Annotated in this window: 22 protein-coding genes and 2 pseudogenes; 15 read left to right on the forward strand and 9 right to left on the reverse strand. The window is 45.4% G+C overall.

Going from position 1 to position 21,785, the window contains the following annotated elements:
• Positions 1 to 116: 116 nt before the first annotated feature.
• The 5 genes and pseudogenes from cmoB to LCS67_RS09515 all read right to left on the reverse strand — a co-directional run bounded on the left by cmoB (position 117) and on the right by LCS67_RS09515 (position 4,255).
• Entirely contained in the window at positions 117 to 1,088 is a 972-nt protein-coding gene (cmoB, locus tag LCS67_RS09495; RefSeq protein ID WP_000569026.1) for a tRNA 5-methoxyuridine(34)/uridine 5-oxyacetic acid(34) synthase CmoB, read from the reverse strand.
• Positions 1,085 to 1,828 carry a carboxy-S-adenosyl-L-methionine synthase CmoA gene (gene cmoA / locus LCS67_RS09500; RefSeq protein ID WP_000019609.1) on the reverse strand — a complete coding sequence of 248 codons (744 nt, stop codon included), beginning with the start codon at positions 1,826 to 1,828 and terminating at the stop codon, positions 1,085 to 1,087. Before cmoA ends, cmoB begins: the two co-directional genes overlap by 4 nt.
• Before the next feature lie 40 nt (positions 1,829 to 1,868).
• Complete coding sequence (locus LCS67_RS09505) at positions 1,869 to 2,264, reverse strand: MAPEG family protein (protein WP_000252975.1); 396 nt, start codon at positions 2,262 to 2,264, stop codon at positions 1,869 to 1,871.
• Between the two features lie 52 nt (positions 2,265 to 2,316).
• Positions 2,317 to 2,664 (reverse strand): annotated as a pseudogene (locus LCS67_RS09510) (DUF72 domain-containing protein); the annotation flags it as partial.
• 1,066 nt (positions 2,665 to 3,730) lie between these two features.
• Positions 3,731 to 4,255, reverse strand: coding sequence for an AP2/ERF family transcription factor (locus LCS67_RS09515; protein WP_000258747.1), 525 nt, complete (start codon positions 4,253 to 4,255; stop codon positions 3,731 to 3,733).
• A 581-nt stretch (positions 4,256 to 4,836) separates the two neighbouring features.
• Between LCS67_RS09515 and LCS67_RS09520 the strand changes: the two genes are divergently transcribed.
• The 9 genes from LCS67_RS09520 to LCS67_RS09560 all read left to right on the forward strand — a co-directional run bounded on the left by LCS67_RS09520 (position 4,837) and on the right by LCS67_RS09560 (position 12,676).
• Positions 4,837 to 5,505: a DNA N-6-adenine-methyltransferase gene (locus tag LCS67_RS09520; RefSeq protein ID WP_225090905.1), complete on the forward strand. Its 669-nt coding sequence runs from the start codon at positions 4,837 to 4,839 to the stop codon at positions 5,503 to 5,505.
• A 926-nt stretch (positions 5,506 to 6,431) separates the two neighbouring features.
• The gene (locus LCS67_RS09525; protein ID WP_225090906.1) at positions 6,432 to 6,986 is read left to right on the forward strand and encodes a hypothetical protein; all 555 of its coding nucleotides are present in this window, start codon (positions 6,432 to 6,434) and stop codon (positions 6,984 to 6,986) included.
• On the forward strand, positions 6,987 to 7,265 hold the full coding sequence (locus LCS67_RS09530; protein ID WP_225090907.1) for a hypothetical protein: 279 nt from the start codon (positions 6,987 to 6,989) through the stop codon (positions 7,263 to 7,265).
• Positions 7,265 to 7,651, forward strand: a complete 387-nt coding sequence (locus tag LCS67_RS09535; RefSeq protein ID WP_225090908.1) for a hypothetical protein — start codon at positions 7,265 to 7,267, stop codon at positions 7,649 to 7,651. The genes LCS67_RS09530 and LCS67_RS09535 overlap by 1 nt, the downstream gene beginning before the upstream one ends.
• A gap of 137 nt (positions 7,652 to 7,788) precedes the next feature.
• Positions 7,789 to 8,103 carry a hypothetical protein gene (locus LCS67_RS09540; RefSeq protein WP_225090909.1) on the forward strand — a complete coding sequence of 105 codons (315 nt, stop codon included), beginning with the start codon at positions 7,789 to 7,791 and terminating at the stop codon, positions 8,101 to 8,103.
• Between the two features lie 498 nt (positions 8,104 to 8,601).
• The gene (locus tag LCS67_RS09545) at positions 8,602 to 9,306 is read left to right on the forward strand and encodes a hypothetical protein (RefSeq protein ID WP_225090910.1); all 705 of its coding nucleotides are present in this window, start codon (positions 8,602 to 8,604) and stop codon (positions 9,304 to 9,306) included.
• 23 nt (positions 9,307 to 9,329) lie between these two features.
• Positions 9,330 to 9,545 carry a hypothetical protein gene (locus LCS67_RS09550; protein ID WP_001461098.1) on the forward strand — a complete coding sequence of 72 codons (216 nt, stop codon included), beginning with the start codon at positions 9,330 to 9,332 and terminating at the stop codon, positions 9,543 to 9,545.
• 160 nt (positions 9,546 to 9,705) lie between these two features.
• Positions 9,706 to 11,745: a tape measure protein gene (locus LCS67_RS09555; RefSeq protein WP_225090911.1), complete on the forward strand. Its 2,040-nt coding sequence runs from the start codon at positions 9,706 to 9,708 to the stop codon at positions 11,743 to 11,745.
• 157 nt (positions 11,746 to 11,902) lie between these two features.
• Positions 11,903 to 12,676 carry a phage baseplate protein gene (locus LCS67_RS09560; protein WP_225090912.1) on the forward strand — a complete coding sequence of 258 codons (774 nt, stop codon included), beginning with the start codon at positions 11,903 to 11,905 and terminating at the stop codon, positions 12,674 to 12,676.
• A gap of 14 nt (positions 12,677 to 12,690) precedes the next feature.
• Here LCS67_RS09560 and LCS67_RS09565 read toward each other — a convergent pair whose 3' ends face one another.
• From LCS67_RS09565 to LCS67_RS09575, 3 genes and pseudogenes are all read right to left on the reverse strand, one after another.
• Positions 12,691 to 14,214, reverse strand: a complete 1,524-nt coding sequence (locus LCS67_RS09565; RefSeq protein WP_225090913.1) for a recombinase family protein — start codon at positions 14,212 to 14,214, stop codon at positions 12,691 to 12,693.
• A gap of 65 nt (positions 14,215 to 14,279) precedes the next feature.
• A pseudogene (locus LCS67_RS09570) lies at positions 14,280 to 14,759 on the reverse strand (DUF72 domain-containing protein); the annotation flags it as partial.
• Positions 14,756 to 15,322 carry a hydrolase gene (locus LCS67_RS09575; RefSeq protein WP_000916144.1) on the reverse strand — a complete coding sequence of 189 codons (567 nt, stop codon included), beginning with the start codon at positions 15,320 to 15,322 and terminating at the stop codon, positions 14,756 to 14,758. The gene LCS67_RS09575 and the pseudogene LCS67_RS09570, both read right to left, overlap by 4 nt.
• 324 nt (positions 15,323 to 15,646) lie before the next feature.
• Between LCS67_RS09575 and aspS the strand changes: the two genes are divergently transcribed.
• From aspS to ruvC, 4 genes are all read left to right on the forward strand, one after another.
• Complete coding sequence (gene aspS / locus LCS67_RS09580) at positions 15,647 to 17,419, forward strand: aspartate--tRNA ligase (protein ID WP_001258629.1); 1,773 nt, start codon at positions 15,647 to 15,649, stop codon at positions 17,417 to 17,419.
• Between the two features lie 102 nt (positions 17,420 to 17,521).
• Positions 17,522 to 17,974, forward strand: a complete 453-nt coding sequence (nudB, locus tag LCS67_RS09585) for a dihydroneopterin triphosphate diphosphatase (protein WP_000653693.1) — start codon at positions 17,522 to 17,524, stop codon at positions 17,972 to 17,974.
• A gap of 29 nt (positions 17,975 to 18,003) precedes the next feature.
• Entirely contained in the window at positions 18,004 to 18,744 is a 741-nt protein-coding gene (locus tag LCS67_RS09590; RefSeq protein ID WP_000907242.1) for a YebC/PmpR family DNA-binding transcriptional regulator, read from the forward strand.
• Positions 18,745 to 18,780: 36 nt separating this feature from the next.
• On the forward strand, positions 18,781 to 19,302 hold the full coding sequence (gene ruvC, locus LCS67_RS09595; protein ID WP_000022509.1) for a crossover junction endodeoxyribonuclease RuvC: 522 nt from the start codon (positions 18,781 to 18,783) through the stop codon (positions 19,300 to 19,302).
• Position 19,303: 1 nt separating this feature from the next.
• Here the strand turns inward: ruvC and LCS67_RS09600 are convergent, their stop codons facing one another.
• Complete coding sequence (locus LCS67_RS09600) at positions 19,304 to 19,903, reverse strand: YebB family permuted papain-like enzyme (RefSeq protein WP_000716739.1); 600 nt, start codon at positions 19,901 to 19,903, stop codon at positions 19,304 to 19,306.
• 210 nt (positions 19,904 to 20,113) lie between these two features.
• Here LCS67_RS09600 and LCS67_RS09605 point away from each other — a divergent pair, with 210 nt between their 5' ends.
• Both LCS67_RS09605 and ruvA read left to right on the forward strand, forming a co-directional pair.
• Entirely contained in the window at positions 20,114 to 20,806 is a 693-nt protein-coding gene (locus LCS67_RS09605; protein ID WP_000227318.1) for a hypothetical protein, read from the forward strand.
• Positions 20,807 to 21,165: 359 nt separating this feature from the next.
• A complete protein-coding gene (gene ruvA / locus LCS67_RS09610; RefSeq protein WP_000580333.1) occupies positions 21,166 to 21,777 on the forward strand; it encodes a Holliday junction branch migration protein RuvA in 612 nt (203 codons plus the stop codon).
• Positions 21,778 to 21,785: the final 8 nt, after the last annotated feature.

Here is a 21,785-nt window from a genome sequence, read left to right on the forward strand (position 1 = left end):
CGCACCCCGGTCACGTAGCTACCTACGTTCCCGGGGATTTGCTGCGTTGCCGCCTTGCTGCAACTTGAACTATTTTGGAGAAACGGTGCTATACGTAACGGTCATTCGGCAATCCATCACGGTTTACGCGCAATCAGCACCGCGCGCTGCGGGGCGGGATAGCCTTCCACCGTCTTGCTGCGATCGTTCGGGTCAAGGAAATCGGCCAGCGACTCGGTAACCATCCATTCGGTACGGCGTTGCTCTTCGGTGGTAGTGACGCAGACATCGGCGATACGCACGTCAATAAAGCCGCATTTTTCCAGCCATTTTTTTAATGCCGGCGCGGAAGGAATAAAATAGACGTTACGCATCTGCGCGTAGCGGTCACCCGGCACCAAAACGGTATTTTCGTCGCCGTCGACGACCAGCGTTTCCAGTACCAGTTCACCCTCGTTGACCAACTGATCTTTTAACTGCCACAGATGCTCCAGCGGCGAGCGACGGTGATAAAGCACCCCCATCGAGAAGACGGTATCAAATGCTTTCAGCGCCGGGAGTTGTTCAATGCCTAACGGCAGCAGATGCGCGCGCTGATCGTTACCCAACAGTTTACGCACCGCCTCAAACTGGCAGAGGAAAAGCTGTGTAGGATCGATGCCGACCGCCAGATGTGCGCCCGCGCCAATCATCCGCCACAGGTGATAGCCGCTGCCGCAGCCGACATCAAGGATCGTCCGGCCGGTTAAATCTGACAGATGCGGCAGTACGCGATCCCACTTCCAGTCGGAGCGCCATTCGGTATCAATATCTACGCCATAAAGCGAGAACGGGCCTTTACGCCACGGCATCAGATTACGCAGCAATGTATCAATACGCTTTAGCTGACCTTCGCTGAGCGGCGTTTCGCTTTCCGCCGTGACACTGTGCAGTAAATCCAGCCGCCAGGGCGTAATTTCCGGTAAAAATTCTACCGCGTTCGACCACTGTTTAAACAAGCCATGCTGCTGCTCGCGTTGCCAGGCGGCAATCTGCGCGGGCAATGTTTCCAGCCAGTGGGAGAGATGATTTTTAGCAATGAGCTGATAAAAGTTACCAAACTCGATCATGCGGCAACTCCGGCTTTTAACGCGACAAGCGACCCGAAATTAAAGCACTGGAACCACAGTTCACTGTGTTCGAAACCCGCCTGACGCAGGCGCGCTTTATGTGTTTCCACCGAGTCGGTGAGCATCACGTTTTCCAGCATACTGCGCTTCTGGCTGATCTCCAGTTCGCTGTACCCATTAGCGCGTTTAAAATCGTGGTGCATGTTGAATAACAGCTCGCCCACTTTCGCGTCTTCAAAGCTAAATTTTTCCGACAGTACCAGCGCGCCGCCGGGATTCAACCCCAGGTAAATCTTATCCAGCAATGCCTGGCGTTCGGCAGGTTCAAGGAATTGCAGGGTAAAATTCAGCACCACCATCGAGGCGTTTTCAATAGTGATATCGCGGATATCGCCTTCAACGACTTCAACCGGCGTAGGCGCTTTATACGCATCAATATGACGGCGGCAGCGTTCAATCATGGCCGGGGAGTTATCGACGGCGATAATGCGACAATGCTCATGGCGGATATTACGCCGAACAGACAGCGTCGCGGCACCCAGCGAGCAGCCCAGATCGTAGACCTGCGTGTTCGGCTGCACAAAGCGTTCAGCTAACATGCCGATCATGGAGATGATGTTGGAGTAGCCTGGTACCGAACGCTGAATCATGTCGGGAAAAACTTCGGCTACTCGTTCATCAAAAGTCCAGTCGCCGAGACGGGCGATAGGCGCAGAAAAAAGCGTGTCGCGGTGAGACATAACGTATACATCCGGGAAAAATAAAGGCGCATATTGTGCGCTAATACAGGGAGAAAACCAACTCCCAGGGCATATACCACAGGTTTGCCAGCACCATCAGCAACAATGCGCACCAGGTCGCGCTCATCCCCGCCCGCCGCCAGCGGAACAGGCGGTGGTGAAAACCGTAATAATGCATCAGCCGACCGGCGATTAAAATGATGCCGCAGATATGCACCATCCACGTTTCGGCGCCGTTCATTTCCATAAACAGCAGCAGCACCAGCGCGACAGGAATATATTCCACCGCGTTGCCATGAATACGGATGGCGCTTTGCAATTCGCTAAAACCGCCGTCGCCATAGGCGACACGGTACTGCATTCGCAAGCGAACGACATTAAAAGAGAACTTCATTAATAATAACGCACCCAAAACGGCATACAGCGCGCTTACCATACAAACTCCCTTTTAAAATGGCTGATGGCACTGTCTATGATAGGGGGCATTTTCAGAAAAGAGAAGATTGCTGTGGAATGGACGGAGCAGTGCCGATTTCCGGTAAGACGCTGCGTAAATCATGCCAAAGCGTATTCACCAGTTCCGGCGCCTGCGCGATATCCGGAGTATGTAAAAACAGAAAAGGCGTGGTGGTCTGCCGCCACTGCGGGAGTTTCTGCAACCAGGCGGCGAAAAACTCACGGTTTTGCGCCATATTGTCGCTACCGATAAAACGTACCATCGGGTGGCTGGCCGTCACGACCGCATGTACCGGGACTTTGGGTTTTTTTCGCTGCGCGTCGCGGACGGCCTCGCTGTGGGGATGGGCGGCATGTACCGGACGACTATCTAGAATCATCAAGGTCTAAATACACTATGAGGTTGATTAGGGGTTGGTAGATGATTCGGATGAAGCATCCTCATAACAAGACCAACTATAGAACATACCTGTTAAAAACAGGACAATATCAGGTTAGTACCTATGCAATTTAACGGTATTTCTTCAAATATCTAAGCAATTCTACACAGATTCTATGCAGTATCGGTATAGTCTCTTTTTACCCTAACTCATTGAAATATATAGAGAATCTGTGAAGTCTCTTTTCAGGGTAAACTGTATCGTGTTAGTCGTTCCTCTCTCGACCCTTAGAAAAGTGCTATATACAGGACTATATAACGCTATTCATGCAGTTGGTCACATGGTGTAACTATCAAGAAACTTAACGATATCCTGCGTGAATATTGAAAAGTGATGGTTATAGTTGATTCGGTTGTTCTAGGAATCAACCTCATAGTTACCTTGTCAAATCTTCGTAGTCCATTCTTAAAAAATCACTTACAGACACCTTAATATCTATACAGATTTCATGTAGAACACGATTAGTGCGTAAAACAGCTATTATGTTAAAAACGCACTGTATACGTATCAGTACTGATTTATAAGGGTTTTGTGTATTGGATGATAAGAGACTATACAGAACCTTGAGAGCATGTATTCTAAGTCATTGATACATAAGGTCACAGAAGTTTGTGTCTGTTACAGAGAAAACTGGATAGGACTTCACAGAACTATAAAATGTTACAGCTATTGATAGGTTAAATCTTCTTGATAGATGCCGTGAAGTGTGATGAAGGTTTCTTGAGGTGGAGTTAACAGATGCTATGAAGAAAGTCAATAATTGGTTATAGATATTTTAACTGCTTTTGCAAAGGGGGTGCTATATCGTGAATCTGGGGTACTTAACAGCCATCAATCATGAGGTAGATTCTACCGAATCAACTGTGTAGATATTTTTTAAGATTATCGGTGAAGGGGAATGTAGAGGTGGTACTACGATTTTTATAAAAAAATTAGAAGATGAAAAATCACTGTATAAACTTTAATCAGACCTATCGACAAGTTTATGTCAGGTCTTTATTAACTATCAGCTAAAATTCCTGTGTCCATATTTACCATGCAATTCCAGTGATGCAGCATCATAGGCTTTTGCAGCTTCTTCTGCTGTATTAAACTGACCCAGATAATGAGATTTTCCATTACAGCGTATTGTAGCCCAGAACCCCTTGTTATCCACTCTTGGGTGTACTCCCTTGTAACCTGATTTTGTTTTCTTTCTGGGTATCATGTTTGCCTGATTCTGCTCTTTGGTAACCTCGCGAAGATTGCTAATAGCATTATTTAGCGGGTCACCATCTATATGGTCAATCCATAGTTTAGCTTGTTTACCATGATATAGATAGAAAATAACCTGATGCACCTTAAGTATTCTGAACTTACCATTAATCCGACAACCAAAAGCCAGATACTGTCTTGGTTTAGGATTTACAAGTGAACCCTCGATTTTTACACCATTTCTAAATAATGTTCCAGATTCAAAATCTGCTGTAATATTTTCATTGATGTATCTTATAACTTCTTCAGGCCATGCCTTGGTATACCTAGTCACCATAATATTCCTTATTTCAATTAACTTGTTGATGTAATACTACCAAGAAACTTCATATCATATTTTAGATAATGATTGATATACATCAAAAAACTATTAAGTTCTCGGAAGAGGACTATATAGATTAATGATGCTCTTATTGTAGGAGCATCTATTCCCACCAAGGGAACTACACAGAACCTAGAAAGTATGCCTGTAATGTTTCTGTATCAGGTCAACTATAAGAGGTCTGGATATTACCTTGTAAGATTCTTAGAAGTGATTATGTAGATAGTTAGGAAGGAGTGTTTAACGGGAGGAAGAGAACCATGAAACCGAAGGTAGGTTCTATCTTAACAGTGACCGTAAGAAGAGAACTTGAGAGACAACTAAACAAACCTCTTAAGTAAAAGACAACACTCCAGAAAGAGTGTCTGTTTAACAGGCTTCTCAAAAGCTCTTAAGAAATCTGTTAGGCAGGGTCATGTGAACAATCTTACCATTTTGTCAATGCTTTTGTCTTTGACCTAAATCAATAAAATGTATCGTTTGATGTGCTTTTAAACAAAGTAGTTAAAAAATCTTTTTAGAGGGGCGCTTCGCTTGTGTCACATCCAATAATCAATATCGGTCGTCATCATGGTGGTTCTGATGACTGGCGTACACCGTATCGTTTATTTCGTAACCTGCATCATGAGTATAGCTTCAGTCTAGATGGTGCTGCAACTGAGCATGACGCATTGTTGCCACGGTTCACCGATGATATTCACAATCAATCATGGGTTGGTGAACGGGTCTTCTGTAACCCGCCGTTTAGCATGGCTGAACAGTTCCTCCTAAAAGCCCCTGAAGCTGATGTGTGTGTATGTCTGGTTCCGCACAGGTCAAAGACAACTTACTGGCTTCGGTGTGTATATACAAACCCCTTTCTGCATGAGATTCGAACGTTACACCGAGCAGTCAAATACCTCCCACCAGCAGGAAAAAAAGGTGCTGTAGTGCGTTCACCGTTTGCAAGTTGCGTTTTGATATACAGGAACACACCCCGTAAACCGAAGGTTGAAATTACCCAGACAATCTATTGTGGCGACACAATGCTTTTACTTGCCGTGGTTAATAGGGGTGGTTTACGTGGAAGACCTCATATACACGATGCACAGACGCTTGACAGGTTGATTAAAATGCATGACCAAGGGCAATCCGTCAAGAGCATCGCAGAATCGCTAAGAATGCCTCTAAGCACCACTTACAGGATTGTTCAAAGGTTGAGCTAAAATTCTCATATAGAGCACTGATTATGAGAATGTTAAAGAGGTGATTTCCCCTTTCTGGGGTTATCGCTCTTCTCCCGATTAGTGGGGCGGTTAAGAAGGCTTGAAGTTATCTGTGAAGGTACTGGACAGTCTTATATATTGGGTGATTACAACTCATTGAAAAATAAGTATTTTTAGAAGTTACTGTTAAGGTTACAGAGTTAACTGTGAAGAGACTTGTCAGTTCTCTATATATGGCTAATTACAACTAATTGAAAAATAAGCATTTTTAGAAATTACTGTCAGAGAAGTGAATACTTGATAGATACAGCTTTCCGGTTCTGTCAAGCTATTTTTTAATAGATAGCACAAAATGCTAAAGATACCCCTATACCATCTCGTACAGGGGGTTTTGAAGGGAGTTTAACGGTTATCTGTTCGAGTCCTGTCCTTGAGGTCAAATGACCATTCACGACCAAACAATCTGAACACGATAAACACCCGAACGATGAAATAGCGGAGCAGAAGACCTGCAATCAGCCCAATACCTCCACCAGCCCATACATCAGGTGACCCCAGCTCAGGAGGGAGATTTACCATTCAATTTCCTTGTAAGACGCTCTCAATCGCATTCTGACACAAAAAAGTATCTGACCTTATGAGTTGACCTGAAGAGGCCATTTAACTCGTTACAGAGCGATTGAAGAGGTCTGTGTGCAATGCAATAACCATGTGACCAAATACATAGTTGATTCGGTTAGTTGGGCTTGTACCAACCCCTATCGAATAAACCTCATAGCCACGCCTTTATATTTTACTCTCCCCATAAACCCATTATACCACAGATGTTACGAAATTGTTAAAAATGCTTGACATTAGTCTTTGAAACTGCTAAGATTGTATATATGGTTAACAGAGAATTAACAATTATAAGGACTGGCTTATGAATGAACGACAGAGAATTTAGAGCGATGCTTCAGGCATCGAGACAACGTAACAAGCACAACTCCTACGCTTACACAAGCTCCCCCACCAGACACGAATTACCCAAGTTTACCAAGAAAGAACGCAAAGGCATTGACGAAGTAATTCGTAGCATTACGCCACGAGATAGATTTATGCCAACCAGAAAGAGCACCCGGAACACTATTAAAAATTATCTGGCTAGCTTTGACAGCTACGAACAATTACCAAGTAAGCTTGATGATGTAATTATCGGATTCTGTAGAAGTGAAGGTCACCCAAAATACAACAGAAAGCTATTTTATATTCTAAAGAATCTTGATGAAATTAACGCAGCCAACGTGACAAATCATCTTCAGCGTCAAGCAACCAGACTTAGCCATGAATTACCAAGCGATAAATATTGCGCTTTGCTTGCTGTAATGTGCGCAAAGTTAATTGGTGTTGTTGAGCATCATATGGCCGTTGGTAATATTGAGCCAATGGAAAACGAGCAACCAGACTTTGAGTTTGACCCGTATATTTTGGAGGAATTTTAAATGAAGAAACACACTTTGACCCGTATTACAAAGACAGCCTTTGACGAACTTAACCGAATCAAAAACATTACAGGTCTGCCACACTCAGCAGTGATGAAGCTTGCAGTTAACCGTGATATTAACGAACAGGATTTGCTTAATAGTCGCTTAGAGGCTGCAAGACACCATATCAGGATTAAGCAAGATGACCTTGATAGTCTGAAATCTTTAAATGCCTTTGGACTGGATTTAGCAAGGTTACTAAGTATCAAAATTCACAAATTAGCGATGGAGGTTTAATGTATGACTTTTATAAACATCGTGACCATTTGGTAAGATTTGACGGTAGAGTCTGGAAAGGCATAACAGAAACCAATAAACCCAAGTTTACCCACCAGCAATTAGCCTCAAGATTTGATATCTGGACTGAAGCACAAAAAGATAATGGTGATTTCGAGTTTATCAGGGGTTTTGATTATGCTTACGAAGACGACCTTAAAGACGCCATTAAATTAATTGAGAATTTCAACTCTATTAAAAATGGTGACAAGCACAAAGCCAATGGCAACAGATACGATAAAGATTTAATCATTGATGCAATCATCAAAGGACAATCACAAAGTTATATTTCTGAGAAATACGGTTTATCACGCAGTCAATACTACAAGATTAAAGCGTCTGTGTAAGCCTGCGAGAATGAGTGAGACTCGAAGATGAGCTACCCTATTACTAAGGTGTCTCACTCCCTCTATAACCCGCATGGTTACTGGCCTCAGAATGGCTATTTTGGCAGATTTAAGATGTGTTTTAGAGGAATTTAAAAATGAATAATTTCCCGCTACAAATTTTTGTTGATAACGACACCGCTATGATGGTGCAAAGCGCAGGCGTCAGTATTGATTTTGACAGGCTGTTAAAGCTAATGGCTGAGAACTCAGAAGCAATTGAAGATTTTATTCAGGAAATAGAAACTGGTGAACCGCGTTTTATACTTCCTGTTACCGACTCAAACATGAAGCGACTTATTATCGAAGAAACGAACAAATACAGCGTTAGCCCTGAAAGATATCTCAAGGCAGCTATAGCAATTTTGTACGCTGACAATGTTTTGGTGACGGATGCTGTGAGGGTTCACTAATGACGTTAATTGTATTATGGACGCTGCTAGGGTTATTTGTTGGTTGCTGGGTAGGTAATACGGTAAATAAGAATTAATGTTACCAATCTGTTAAAAAGCTGTTGACAAATAACCTTAAGCATGACATAATTTTAATTATAGAGAGAATTTCTCTCTTATTTCTTTCAACAATTCCGATGGATGGATGGATATTCTGAGTTGGTGAGGTATGTTCTATACCGAACATTCTGAAAGGTGCAATGCTTTTCGCTACATGGCCTCTTATATAACCTGAGAGGTCATCTCGAAAAGTACTCTTGTTCATTCATTGAATCCTTCAGAAGTTTTAATTTCTTCACCTTAGCCCTTTATAGCGTTTTAGTTATTTAGGGCTTTTTCAGCTTTTAAAAAGCATACTTGGCAAACCGCCTTTTAAGCCTCTTCTAAGTTCGTCAAAGGCTGTCAGGTGTGCTTTTTAAAAACTGAAACATAAATTATCTTAGAAGAGGAAAAATAATAATGTCTATCCGTGATGAACATGAAATGATTATCGAAAACAAACCAAGTGCACTTGATATTCACGAATTAAGTTTGCGTGAATCTTTTGATAGAGCTTGGCGGGAATCACACGAAGTAAATAAAGGTACATATATTCCACCAGAACCACTCGAGATTCCAAGAGTTGAAATTGATTTTTCGATGAATGAGAAATGTGAGCTTGATTTGAAACTGAAGCTGCAACGCCGATATTTCCAAGCTATTAAAGACTCTCAAGAAGCAATGAGAAGTGTTTACGAGAAAATTCAGTCCAAGCTTGAAGACGAAATCGACGAAATGGCTATTTTGATGGAGCTTCAAACCAATTCTTATGCTTATTTCTCTCGACTAGACCGTGACGGTTGGGGGTATGACCCTGTAGAGATTGGTAAAGTGATTGCAGATTTACCAGAAGGTCAAAGAGTTGTTCGTACAGAAAGAGCTGTCAGAGCACCACATCGACTGTCTCTAATTGTTGCTGATAAATCACAAGCTGAGCTTGAAGAAATTGCCAAAGAGAAACTGATGAAAGCAAGAGAAAATGAGATTAATTTGCTGAAATCAAGACTGGCTAAGCTGATTAGTGACCATCAAGCGCTGGCTAAGGAGTACCGTCAAGAGTTGGCACAGATTATCAGCTTCAATGATTTTCTGAGTGTTCCACGAGAATTTAGCAAGGCTGTTTGATTATGCAATATGTGAGGTGATGAATGATTGATTTAACAGAACGCTATGAAACTATTAAGTCTGTTTGTGAAAACTTAAAGTTACAAACTAAGCCAGCCTTAAGAATTAAAACCAAACATCAAATTATCACCTCACGCAAACCAAAAACACGCAAGATTCCAAAGTGGTGTATCGACCGTATCCCTTCTGATGCCCAAATCATAGGTGAAACGGAATTACATTATCTTGTCAGACATTAAAAAAGAATTGGTTGGGTAAAAATCTACGGGAGAGATTATCGAGTGACATCGGTAGTTTCTCCCTTTTTTGTATATGTGCTACGTGAAATCTGTAAAGCTAATACCCACACTGAAAAATAGAATTTACGTAGCTCACGCTTAAAGAGGTGAAATATGAACAATGGCACAATTTAAAGTTGATGATTTTCTGATTGAGCTAGGTTTTAGCTCTCAGAAGGTTTTAAAAGGTCTGGAAAAAGCCGAGAAACAAACGATGCAGGTAGCATCACGAATTGAGAAGCGATTGAATAAAGCTTTTAAAGTTAACCCTACGCCTTTAAATGATTCTCTCAAGGTCATGGAAAGGAATGTCGATAAGACTGTTTCCAAGATTGAGCAGCGTCTTAAAAACACTAAAGCGTTTAAGATTAAAACTGAAATTGAGGATACTTTAAAGCCACTTAGACAACCGAGACAGCCACGAATTAGCGGCAACAGAGCAATCACAGCAGCTTATTCAGCGAATATGTCTAAGTTAAAAGGCTTCGACCCTATTTTGCAGAAATACATCAAATCTCAGTTTTACGGGCTATCTGCTAAAGCTGGGTCAATGGATAATTCAAAATTCAATGAGAAGTTAGCTCAGTTAAACGCTTCAGTCAGAGAAGCAATCACTAAAGCCAGAGGTCATACATCCACCAGCATTAATGGTGACAGAGCAGCTAGCAGCCTTGATAACCTGTCTTCGGCAGCAGTCAAAACAGCAGGTGCATTTATCTCAATGCAGGCTGTATTAGCCAGTTATCAGAAGATTATGGAAGTTGGTTTACAGCGTGCAAGTGCTGAACGTTCAATTGATTTCGTATTTGATAAAGATGCAGGTCAGGTAAAAGAGTTCACAAAGTCATTAGCTCAAACAACGGGTTTAGATATCGCTGAACTGCAATCACAGTTTGCTGGTTTTGGTGCTTCAGCTAAAGAATCTATGGGTATTCAAGGTTCTGAAGAACTTTTTAGAAATATGATTGGCTATTCTCGTCTGATGGGGAGAAGTGAAGAAGAGATTAAGCGAGCACTGACAGCATTATCACAGATGGCATCAAAAGGTAAAGTTCAGGCTGAAGAGCTTAAGGGGCAATTAGCTGAAGCTGTTCCTGGTATGGTTCAGGTATTTGCTAAAGCAACCGGAAGGACTGAACAAGAGCTATTTGATGCCATGAAGAAGGGGGCTTTGAAATCTGCCGATACTCTTCAGAAAGTCACTCAGGAATTGGATAAACAAATCACAGCTAAAGGTGGCTGGAAAGCCATTTCAGAAAGTACTCAGGCACAACTAGGGAACTTGAAAAACTCTTGGAATACCACGCTTGATAGTATCTTCAGAGGTTCTGAAAATGGTCTGCAAGATTTTACACGAAGCCTAACAACGCTTTTAAATGCTCTTGGTGGAAGTGGTAAGAGTCTTGGTGAATCTCTTGGTAGTCTCATGACTTCTATGTCAAGTGGTGTCGATAGTCTGACTGATATTAGTTACAGAGTGAGAGCGTTCTTTGATGAGGTGACATTAGCTTACCGTGGTTTAACCGATGAGCAAAAGAAAGTAGTTGATGCTTTAGGTTCTGGCTTGATTAATAGTTTAAAAGTCTTGGCTGGTGTTATTGCTGTAAATAAAGTTGTTGGTGTAACCAGAAGTATTTACGGGCTTATGACTGCTATCACAAGATTAGGTCAGGTCGCTGATACAACAGCGGATAACGTGAATAGAAAGAATGGGAAACCATCAAGACTAAACCCTATGAATATGCTATTAGCTGGTAGTGCTATCTATGCAGGTTATGAAAGATTAGCTTCTACACCTGAACGAATGGAAGCACAAGCTAAATTACCAGAGCTGGCTAAAGAATCTGGACTTAAGCCAGTATTTACTATGGACGATGTGAAAGGTTGGTTTAATAGTGCAGCTATGAATCTTGCTAACTTCCAGCATCCAGAATTAATCACCATGAGACAAGATGCGGCATTAACGAATACGGATATCCAAAGCCTGAGAGATGAAATTAGTGCTTTGAGCAAACGTATTCAGGAGCCTGTGAAAGTTTCACTTGGTGGTGAAGTTGCCATTAAACCAGATGAAACCAGCTTTATGACCTTTAGCAGTAATATCTACGACCAATACGCAGAAGCTACGCTATTAAGTTCATCATTCCCAGAAGATGATTGATAATAGTCGAATGCTACGTGAACTCTCCTGAACAGATATACCCACCAAAAATTATTTTTCACGTAGCTCACGCTTAACAGAGAAAACACTTATATATCAAAGGCTTGGTTAAAAATGATTAAAATATACTAAGTCTTTGAAATCAAAGGAGAATTTAATGATTTACACTAATCAGCTTCGTTACACTGGCAAAGATGGCATCTATTTCCACTTAAGAGATAATGTAGATGCCTTCTTAACCTTATCAGCAACTGAAAACATGGAATTTGACAGCCCTATGCAGGTAACTACACAGAACATGCAATCAGGGCAAACCGTCACAGATAATGTGCAGAGAGCACCCAGAACAATCACTATTAGTGGTGTCGTTGTAGTTGGCTATGAAGGAAACTTATTATTAACTCGTCAGGGTCAATTAGTAGAAAACTTCATCGACACCCTTGAAAGCTGGCGTGACCAGAAGCAAATTATTTCGGTTATCTGTAAGGACGGAATTAAAATTGATGATTCCATTATTACGAATTTTAAAGCCTCTAAAGATGTTGGTATTTCAAACGGTCTAAGAATCCAGCTAACTTTTCAGGAAATTAACTTCAAAGCCATTGTAGGGCAAACTGATGTTTCAGCAGCTACTGGCAAAACTGCTACCACGAATGACGGTGGTGCTACCAGTAAAAAGAATACAGGGAACACTACAACAAGTTTAGGTAATGGTATGTTGATGTGTCAGGAGCTATATAATCGCTCTACGAGTGAACTTTCTAATGAGCAACTTCAAGCCCGTATCAATTGTGGTAGAAGTGTCAAAATTAAGAACGGAAAAAGCACCTTCTCAGATGCCGCTAATTCAGGTGCTGCAAAGGTGCTTAATAATGCTGGTACAGGTAATGTTTTGAAGAGGCTGTCTGTGAATCCTCACAAGCGCTACTGACGATAGAATCTCAACTATACGATAACCTCATCAACATCTATTAACCCCCTCTCAATGACTTCAGAAAGCGACTGTATAGCCCCTGTAACGTTGTCTGAGGGGTTTTCTGTTATTGGTAAGGTGATTGTTTTACCATTGTGAAAAGTTACTTTACAGCGACGTTTAGCAGTATTTAAAACGACCTCTTTAACAGCACTTTTGATTATCAGTTGTGCTTCAATCCTTCCCGCCTTTGTAGTCAAGTCACAATCAGACAAACAACCCACATCAATAGATTTAAGGCGTTGTGTCTCCTTCTCGATATCCGCATCAACCTGTGATAGCTCACCTTTTAACTGCTTTAGTTTGATGGTAATAGCTGACAAATCTTCAATTTCAAGTGATAGCTGTACCAGCTTTTCAATATTGCTTGAGATGTGTTCACGGTGTAGCCTCAACATATCTATGGTATTCGTCATATCGCTATCAAATCGGTCAAGACGAGATAGCAGGGTAAGTAATGTACCATCGGTTTGCTTACGTGACAGCCCTTTAGCACTACAACGGTTTTCATTACGAAGAGGACAACGATAAATCCCGCTTCTTGTATCGCTAAAGCCTGTGATAATCAGAGCATGACCACATTCAGAACAACGGATAACCCCTTTAAAGAGATTCACACTCAATGGTTTAGCTGAAGCAGGTTTTCGACCGTGACGAGAATGTGATAGTTGCTGGACTTTGTAGAATGTTGTTTCATCAATTACAGACGGGTAATAACCTGCAATCTCTTCACAGCCTTTCGGGGTAAAGTATCCAATTACAGAGCGATTCTTCAAAAGGTCTTGAACAGATGTTTGACCAAACTTACCCGGCTTGTATTGGTTCATCGACCGGTGACCTTCAGCATTAAGAGTTCTGACAATCTCCCAGATAGACTTACCCTCTAACCGTAGCTGAAAGCACCTCTTCACAGTCTCCACTTTATCAGGTATCACAGAGAAGCTTTTACGGTCATCATTCAGCCTTAACCATGCAGGACAACGTTTAGAAATCTTGATACCTTCAGAGATGAGTTCTTTTTTACGGTTCCATGCAGCTTGTATACGCTCAGATTTACGCAAACTCTCCTCATGCGCCCTTTGCATTATCAAAATGCTTTTAATCAGAGCTAACGGGTCTTTAAGAGACTCACTTGTGTAATGTTCACCATCGGACAAGGTGACTACATCTACACCAGAGCGAAGAATGTTTCGTAATAGCTCACTTGCTTGGTCTACGTCCTGACGTGAGAGACGGTCAAGAGATTCTATCAAGAGCGTATCACCAGCTTTAACAAGCCCTTTCTCGATAGCGGTTAAGAAGTCACCTAAGCCACCTTTCAAGTGCTTACCAGTGAATCCACTCACACCTAAATCACGGAAGGATAAATCTTGGTCAAGGTAGTACTCAGGATGAGCCTTAAGCCAGTCATTAACCATCTTAGACTGTCTGCGTAGTGAGTCGCCTTTAGCTTGTCGCTCAGAACTGAATCTGATGTAGCTGATTACACGTTTCATTGTTCACCTCACCTAATAACCCCTAGATTGTATCGCTTTAGATGGTGTATTTAAACGTGTCTAATAAGGATCACGCGGTTTACGCCGCGCGCGTGTAACCCGCGATTGAGCCGCTGTTCATCCTCACCTTTGTCAAAAAAACACGGATGACGAACTTCTACGCCATAGGTAAACGTGGCGGGGAGCGCATCAAGAAACTGCCATAAGGCGGGGAGATCGCGCGGTCCAAAGGCGGCGGGCAACTGCAGCCAGTATTGGCCAATACGCGTTTCCAGCGGTGCCAGGCGGGTAAAAAACGCCTGTACCAGATCGTCGCAATGACGCAGCGCGGCCTGGTGAGAAATGGTCGCGGGAAATTTAAAGCAAAAACGGAAATCGTCCGTAGTTTGCGCATACCAGCGATCGACAATTTCCGCTTTCGGCAGCGCGTAAAGCGTGGTGTTGCCCTCCACGCAGTTGAAGTGGCGGGCATACTCTTCCAGACTGGTGATGCCGAGCCGCGCCCATTTCGGGTGCGACCATTGCGGCAGGCCAATGTAGATCATAAGGCGTTTAAAATATCCTCTACGCTGCGTACCCGGCCAATGCGCGGGAAAATATGCGTCATACTGCTCTGATGCTGCTCACTGCTGGCGGCGCTACAGGCATCTTCGGCAATAATAAGGTTAAATCCTAACTCCCAGGCGTTGCGCGCTGTGGATTCGACGCCGATATTGGTTGAGATCCCGCACAATATGATGGTGTCGATACCCCGGCGGCGAAGCTGTAATTCCAGGTCGGTGCCGTAAAACGCGCCCCACTGGCGTTTAGTCACTTCCAGATCGCTGTCCTTTTTACCCAATGCCGTAGGCCAGGTCCACCAGTTTTCCGGCAACGCGTGCGCAGGCGTTGCGGCATCCACGGGTTGTTTTAACGCTTCGGCATAATCATCAGACCATCCGACGCGTACCATAACCACGGGCGAGCCGTTGGCACGACACTTTTCCGCCAGCCGCGCGGCGCGGGCGACCACCTCATTTGCCGTATACGGGCCGCCGGCAAACGGAAGAATTCCTTCCTGTAAATCAATAACCACCAGGGCGGTTGTGGTCGCGTTGAGTTTCAGCATGATAATCACTCTCCTAAAAATAGCGGATTTCACTACACCTTAAGCGCGATTAAAGAGGAAAGCGGCGACAAATATTGTTAATTTTTGTGAGCATACGCAATACCCGCGTGAAAAACCCGGGTACAGTCAGTATGAACCAGGCGTCGATACCGTATGAAACGGGCAAGTTATCGCTCCCATGCTGGATTGACTCTTATCGTGCGGCAGAATTTCCAGTATAATAGCCGCCTTTTTTCATCCAGTTGTGACATACAGCTAAAGCTGCGACTTCGTCGCCTGCATGGCAGGCAACAATCCGCCTGCGGCTAAGTTAAGGGATATCTCATGCGTACAGAATATTGCGGACAGCTACGTCTGTCCCACGTGGGGCAGCAGGTGACTCTGTGTGGTTGGGTCAACCGTCGTCGTGATCTTGGCAGCCTGATCTTTATCGATATGCGCGACCGCGAAGGTATTGTGCAGGTGTTCTTCGATCCGGATCGTGCGGACGCGTTAAAGCTGGCCTCTGAACTGCGTAATGAGTTCTGCATTCAGGTTACGGGCACCGTGCGTGCGCGTGACGCGAAAAACGTCAATGCGGATATGGCGACCGGCGAAATTGAAGTGCTGGCGTCCTCTCTCACTATCATCAACCGCGCAGACTCACTGCCGCTTGACGCTAACCACGTTAATACCGAAGAGGCGCGTCTCAAGTACCGCTATCTGGATTTGCGTCGTCCGGAAATGGCGCAGCGCCTGAAAACTCGCGCCAAAATTACCAGCCTGGTGCGTCGTTTTATGGACGATCACGGTTTCCTTGATATTGAAACGCCGATGCTGACCAAAGCCACGCCGGAAGGCGCGCGCGACTATCTGGTGCCTTCGCGCGTGCACAAAGGTAAATTCTACGCGCTGCCGCAGTCGCCGCAGCTGTTCAAACAGCTCCTGATGATGTCCGGTTTCGACCGTTACTATCAGATAGTCAAATGCTTCCGTGATGAAGACTTACGTGCTGACCGTCAGCCGGAGTTTACTCAGATCGACGTCGAGACCTCCTTCATGACCGCGCCGCAGGTGCGCGAAGTGATGGAAGCGCTGGTGCGCCATTTGTGGCTGGAAGTGAAAGGCGTGGATCTGGGGGATTTCCCGGTCATGACGTTTGCCGAAGCGGAACGTCGTTACGGTTCCGACAAACCAGACCTGCGTAACCCGATGGAACTGGTAGATGTCGCTGACCTGCTGAAATCGGTAGAGTTCGCGGTCTTCGCGGGCCCGGCTAACGATCCGAAAGGCCGCGTGGCAGCGCTGCGTGTGCCTGGCGGCGCACAGCTTAGCCGTAAGCAGATCGACGATTACGGTAACTTTGTTAAGATCTACGGCGCGAAAGGCCTGGCATATATCAAAGTTAACGAGCGCGCGAAAGGTCTGGACGGGATTAACAGTCCGGTGGCCAAGTTCCTGACCGCCGACATCGTCGACGCTATCCTTGAACGTACCGGCGCGCAGGACGGCGACATGATCTTCTTCGGCGCAGATAACAAAAAAGTGGTTGCCGATGCGCTGGGCGCGCTGCGTCTGAAACTGGGCAAAGACCTGAGCCTGACCGACGAAGACAAATGGGCACCGTTGTGGGTGATTGACTTCCCGATGTTCGAAGACGACGGCGAAGGCGGTCTGACCGCGATGCATCATCCGTTCACCGCCCCGCGTGACATGACGGCGTCTGAACTGAAAACTGCGCCGGAAGAAGCCGTCGCTAACGCTTACGATATGGTGATTAACGGCTATGAAGTGGGCGGCGGTTCGGTGCGTATTCACAACGGTGAAATGCAGCAAACCGTATTTGGTATTCTCGGTATCAATGAGCAGGAGCAGCGCGAAAAGTTCGGCTTCCTGTTGGATGCGTTGAAATACGGTACGCCGCCGCATGCGGGCCTGGCGTTTGGTCTGGACCGTCTGACCATGCTGTTGACCGGCACCGACAATATTCGTGATGTTATCGCCTTCCCGAAAACGACCGCCGCCGCGTGTCTGATGACCGAAGCGCCGAGTTTCGCCAACCAGGCAGCGTTGACGGAGTTAGGGATTCAGGTTGTGAAGAAAGCCGAGAATAACTGATATGAACAATGTACACGACATCATTCGCGTGATATCGCGGCGGCCCGCAAGGGGGAGTCTCATCAATGCGCGGCGTCACCCAACAGCCAACAACGAGGTCGCGTGAAGGATAAAGTGTACAAGCGCCCCGTTTCGGTCCTGGTGGTTATTTTCGCGCAGGATACGAAACGGGTGCTAATGTTGCAGCGACGCGATGACCCGGATTTTTGGCAGTCAGTGACTGGCAGCATAGAAGAAGGGGAGACCGCGTTGCAGGCCGCCGTACGTGAAGTCAAAGAGGAGGTCACGATTGATGTTGCGGCAGAGCAACTGACCTTAATCGACTGCCAACGTACGGTGGAGTTTGAAATTTTTTCACATTTACGTCATCGCTATGCGCCGGGCGTCATGCACAATACAGAATTCTGGTTCTGCCTTGCGTTACCGCATGAGCGGCAGGTGATATTCACTGAACATCTGACGTACCAGTGGCTTGATGCGCCTGACGCGGCGGCGCTTACCAAGTCTTGGAGTAACCGGCAAGCGATTGAAGAGTTTGTCATTAACGTCGCCTGAAAAGGCGCGCTTTTTTTGAGGAAATATTTATGGCAGGTCATAGTAAATGGGCCAACACCAGACATCGTAAAGCTGCGCAGGATGCCAAGCGCGGTAAAATCTTCACTAAAATTATTCGTGAACTGGTAACGGCAGCTAAATTGGGCGGCGGCGATCCGGATGCCAACCCGCGTCTGCGCGCGGCTGTAGATAAAGCGCTGGCCAACAACATGACCCGCGACACTCTGAACCGTGCCATCGCTCGCGGTGTGGGTGGTGATGAAGACTCGAACATGGAAACCATCATCTATGAAGGTTATGGTCCTGGCGGCACGGCCATTATGATTGAGTGTCTGAGTGACAACCGTAACCGTACCGTAGCGGAAGTGCGTCATGCTTTCAGCAAGTGCGGCGGTAATCTGGGTACCGATGGCTCAGTGGCGTACCTGTTCAGTAAGAAAGGGGTCATCTCCTTTGAGAAAGGCGATGAAGACACCATCATGGAAGCCGCTCTGGAAGCCGGCGCGGAAGATGTTGTGACCTATGATGATGGCGCGATTGATGTTTACACTGCCTGGGAAGAGATGGGCAAAGTGCGTGACGCGCTGGAAGCGGCGGGTCTGAAAGCGGACAGCGCCGAAGTGTCCATGATCCCGTCAACCAAAGCGGATATGGATGCGGAAACCGCGCCGAAACTGCTACGTCTGATCGATATGCTGGAAGACTGTGACGATGTTCAGGAAGTCTACCATAACGGTGAGATCTCTGATGAGGTGGCGGCGACCCTGTAATGGTGCTGTTAAACGCCGGCGGGCAGGGGGTATAGCGTGTCGATTATTCTCGGTATTGACCCCGGCTCGCGCATTACCGGTTATGGCGTTATCCGCCAGGTAGGCAGACAACTGACCTATCTGGGCAGCGGATGTATTCGCACCAAAGTCGATGATTTGCCGTCTCGTTTGAAGCTTATATACGCAGGCGTGACGGAAATCATCACGCAGTTCCAGCCGGACTATTTTGCTATCGAACAGGTGTTTATGGCGAAAAATGCCGACTCAGCCCTCAAGCTGGGACAGGCGCGCGGCGTCGCGATTGTCGCCGCGGTCAATCAGGAACTGCCCGTGTTTGAATACGCGGCGCGTCAGGTGAAGCAAACCGTCGTCGGTATTGGTAGCGCGGAGAAAAGTCAGGTTCAGCATATGGTGCGCACGTTGCTGAAGCTCCCCGCTAACCCGCAGGCCGATGCCGCGGATGCGCTGGCTATCGCCATTACGCATTGCCACGTTAGCCAGAACGCGATGCAAATGAGCGAGAGCCGACTCAATCTGGCGCGGGGAAGGTTGCGCTAAATCATTCTCCCTCAGCCTCGCGTTGAGGGGTTTCAATTCCACAGGCGCTAATTAATTCTAAATTGGGATGTTGCCACAGGCTGGCGGGCGTCACCGTCTTACGATCCCACGGGATTGAACCTAAAAACCAGAACTTCCAGAAGGCGAGTTTCGCATCAGGATTGCTGTGAAGTAATTCTTCGAATGTCTCAATATCGCCTACCGGAATACACAATGCTTCTTTATAGATATCAAACACAAATTTCGAGCAGAACTGGCGTGATGACTCATATTTAAACCCCGTGTGATAAAACTTATTCAGCCGGGCGGGAACCTGTTCCATGATGGCGAGTTTCTGTTCGACCGTCAGGCCGCCGCACAGGCGACGAACCGCGTAACGTTGTCCGGCTGAACGTTGTATAAACAGTGACAGCGTGGTGACGGTTGAGAGGGGGACGCGGCTTTCCGCCACCAGATAGTCATCACCATTATGACCAATAATAATCCCAACATGGTTGCTCCAGCACTGTGAAGCGGTGGATATCTGGCCGAAAAGCGCGGCACCTATACAGGTAAAGACGATATCCCCGGTTTCATATTGGACAGGATAATGTTTTTTCATCTCTGCATTCCATTATTTGAAATAAATTCCTTTTATTTATTCTACAGGGTAGTTAGCATTATACCAGATAAATGACAAGCCTTAGTGTCATCGAAATATGTATGGTGAATATTTCATTTATTGGAATTAACGTCGTAAATATATCTGGGGGAGGAATTAAGGTGGTAAATTTCTCATCATCTGATCTCTTATATTGACAGGGAGTATGACGTGGTTGATGATAAACCAATGAGAATAGGCTGGGTGTTTTATTTTCCTTATATTTTTGTTGCTATTATCCTTAATCTGTTTATTAGTTTTTGTTATTGTTTGAGTATTGATATGGCGGAGGCTAATACCGTTGTTTTTTTATTAAAGCCAGGGACGATTTCATTATTATTTTTACTTCTCCCTGCCAGGCGGTTCAGAACCAGACTGTTGGCAACATTGAGTTCAGTTTTCATTACCTTAGTATTTAACCAGTGGCATTTGGTTGCCGGCAATAAAGAATTGGTTTTGTACCTGCAGGCAGCGTGCTTTATGGCTTTCCTGGCTATGACATCGGTAAAAAAATCCGGGTGGATGATTAGCGCATCATTATTTTTGGTTTGTGCGGCCGGAACGATTCGCCAGTGCTGGCTGGAACAGCTGTTTAACGCTGCCGATATATATATTGTTGATGATGGGCGGAGCTGTGGCGCCAGCGGCCACTGCTTCCAGTATATTGCAGCAAAAGGCCGTGGGTTAGCAGCAAAACGACAGGCACTTTTTAGTAGCGAAGAGTATGTGAATATTTATTATAGTTATTCAGAAGGGATACCAGCCGTGAATTTCGATGGCATGAAAAATGAGTTTGTACAATATTTATTGTGTCATGGCGAATTAAAATCTGTTGCGCGCGACGATAAAACAACATGCGATTAAATTCAGCGCTAGTGGTTAATATTATTAAATCTATTCTCGGGTCTGTTTTTTTGGAGGCCCGATGTTCCGCTGTTGGCATTCGTACTGGATACATTATTAGTATTATCAGGATACTCATTATTGAAGACTACCGAACGTGCGCCACGGCATGTTGGCAAAAAGTTATTCGCGTAGGACGCAAAAAGTTGTCAATGAGTGTACGACTTATTTTGTACGCAGCGGGGAGCGTACCCGTCGTTAACCATCGCGGGTTGTCGGAGTAGAGAAATATCGGGATACGTGTTTTTCATCTGGATAAACATCCAGTCTTTTTTTATGATAGTGCATTATCTTTTCAGCCCTTTACGCAGGAGCGTCATGTGATAGGCAGACTCAGAGGCATTATTCTCGAAAAACAACCCCCGATCGTGCTGCTGGAGACAGGGGGCGTAGGCTATGAAGTACATATGCCTATGACCTGCTTTTACGAGCTGCCGGAGGCCGGGCAGGAGGCAATCGTCTTCACCCACTTTGTGGTGCGTGAAGATGCGCAGTTGCTGTACGGATTCAACAATAAGCAAGAGCGCACGCTGTTTAAAGAGCTAATTAAAACGAATGGCGTCGGGCCTAAGCTGGCGCTGGCGATTCTCTCCGGCATGTCGGCGCAACAGTTCGTCAATGCGGTTGAGCGCGAAGAGCTTGGCGCACTGGTGAAGCTGCCGGGTATCGGCAAGAAAACCGCCGAAAGGCTGATTGTCGAAATGAAAGACCGCTTTAAAGGGCTACATGGCGATCTCTTTACGCCAGCGGTCGATCTGGTATTGACGTCGCCGGCCAGCCCAGGCTCGGAAGATGCAGAACAAGAAGCAGTTGCTGCGCTGGTGGCGCTGGGTTATAAACCGCAAGAAGCCAGTCGGATGGTAAGCAAGATCGCCCGTCCGGATGCAAGCAGTGAAACACTGATTCGCGACGCGTTACGCGCCGCGTTATGAGGTAAAGG

Source organism: Salmonella sp. A7, from assembly GCF_020181675.1.
GTDB classification, from domain to species: Bacteria; Pseudomonadota; Gammaproteobacteria; order Enterobacterales; family Enterobacteriaceae; genus Salmonella; species Salmonella enterica.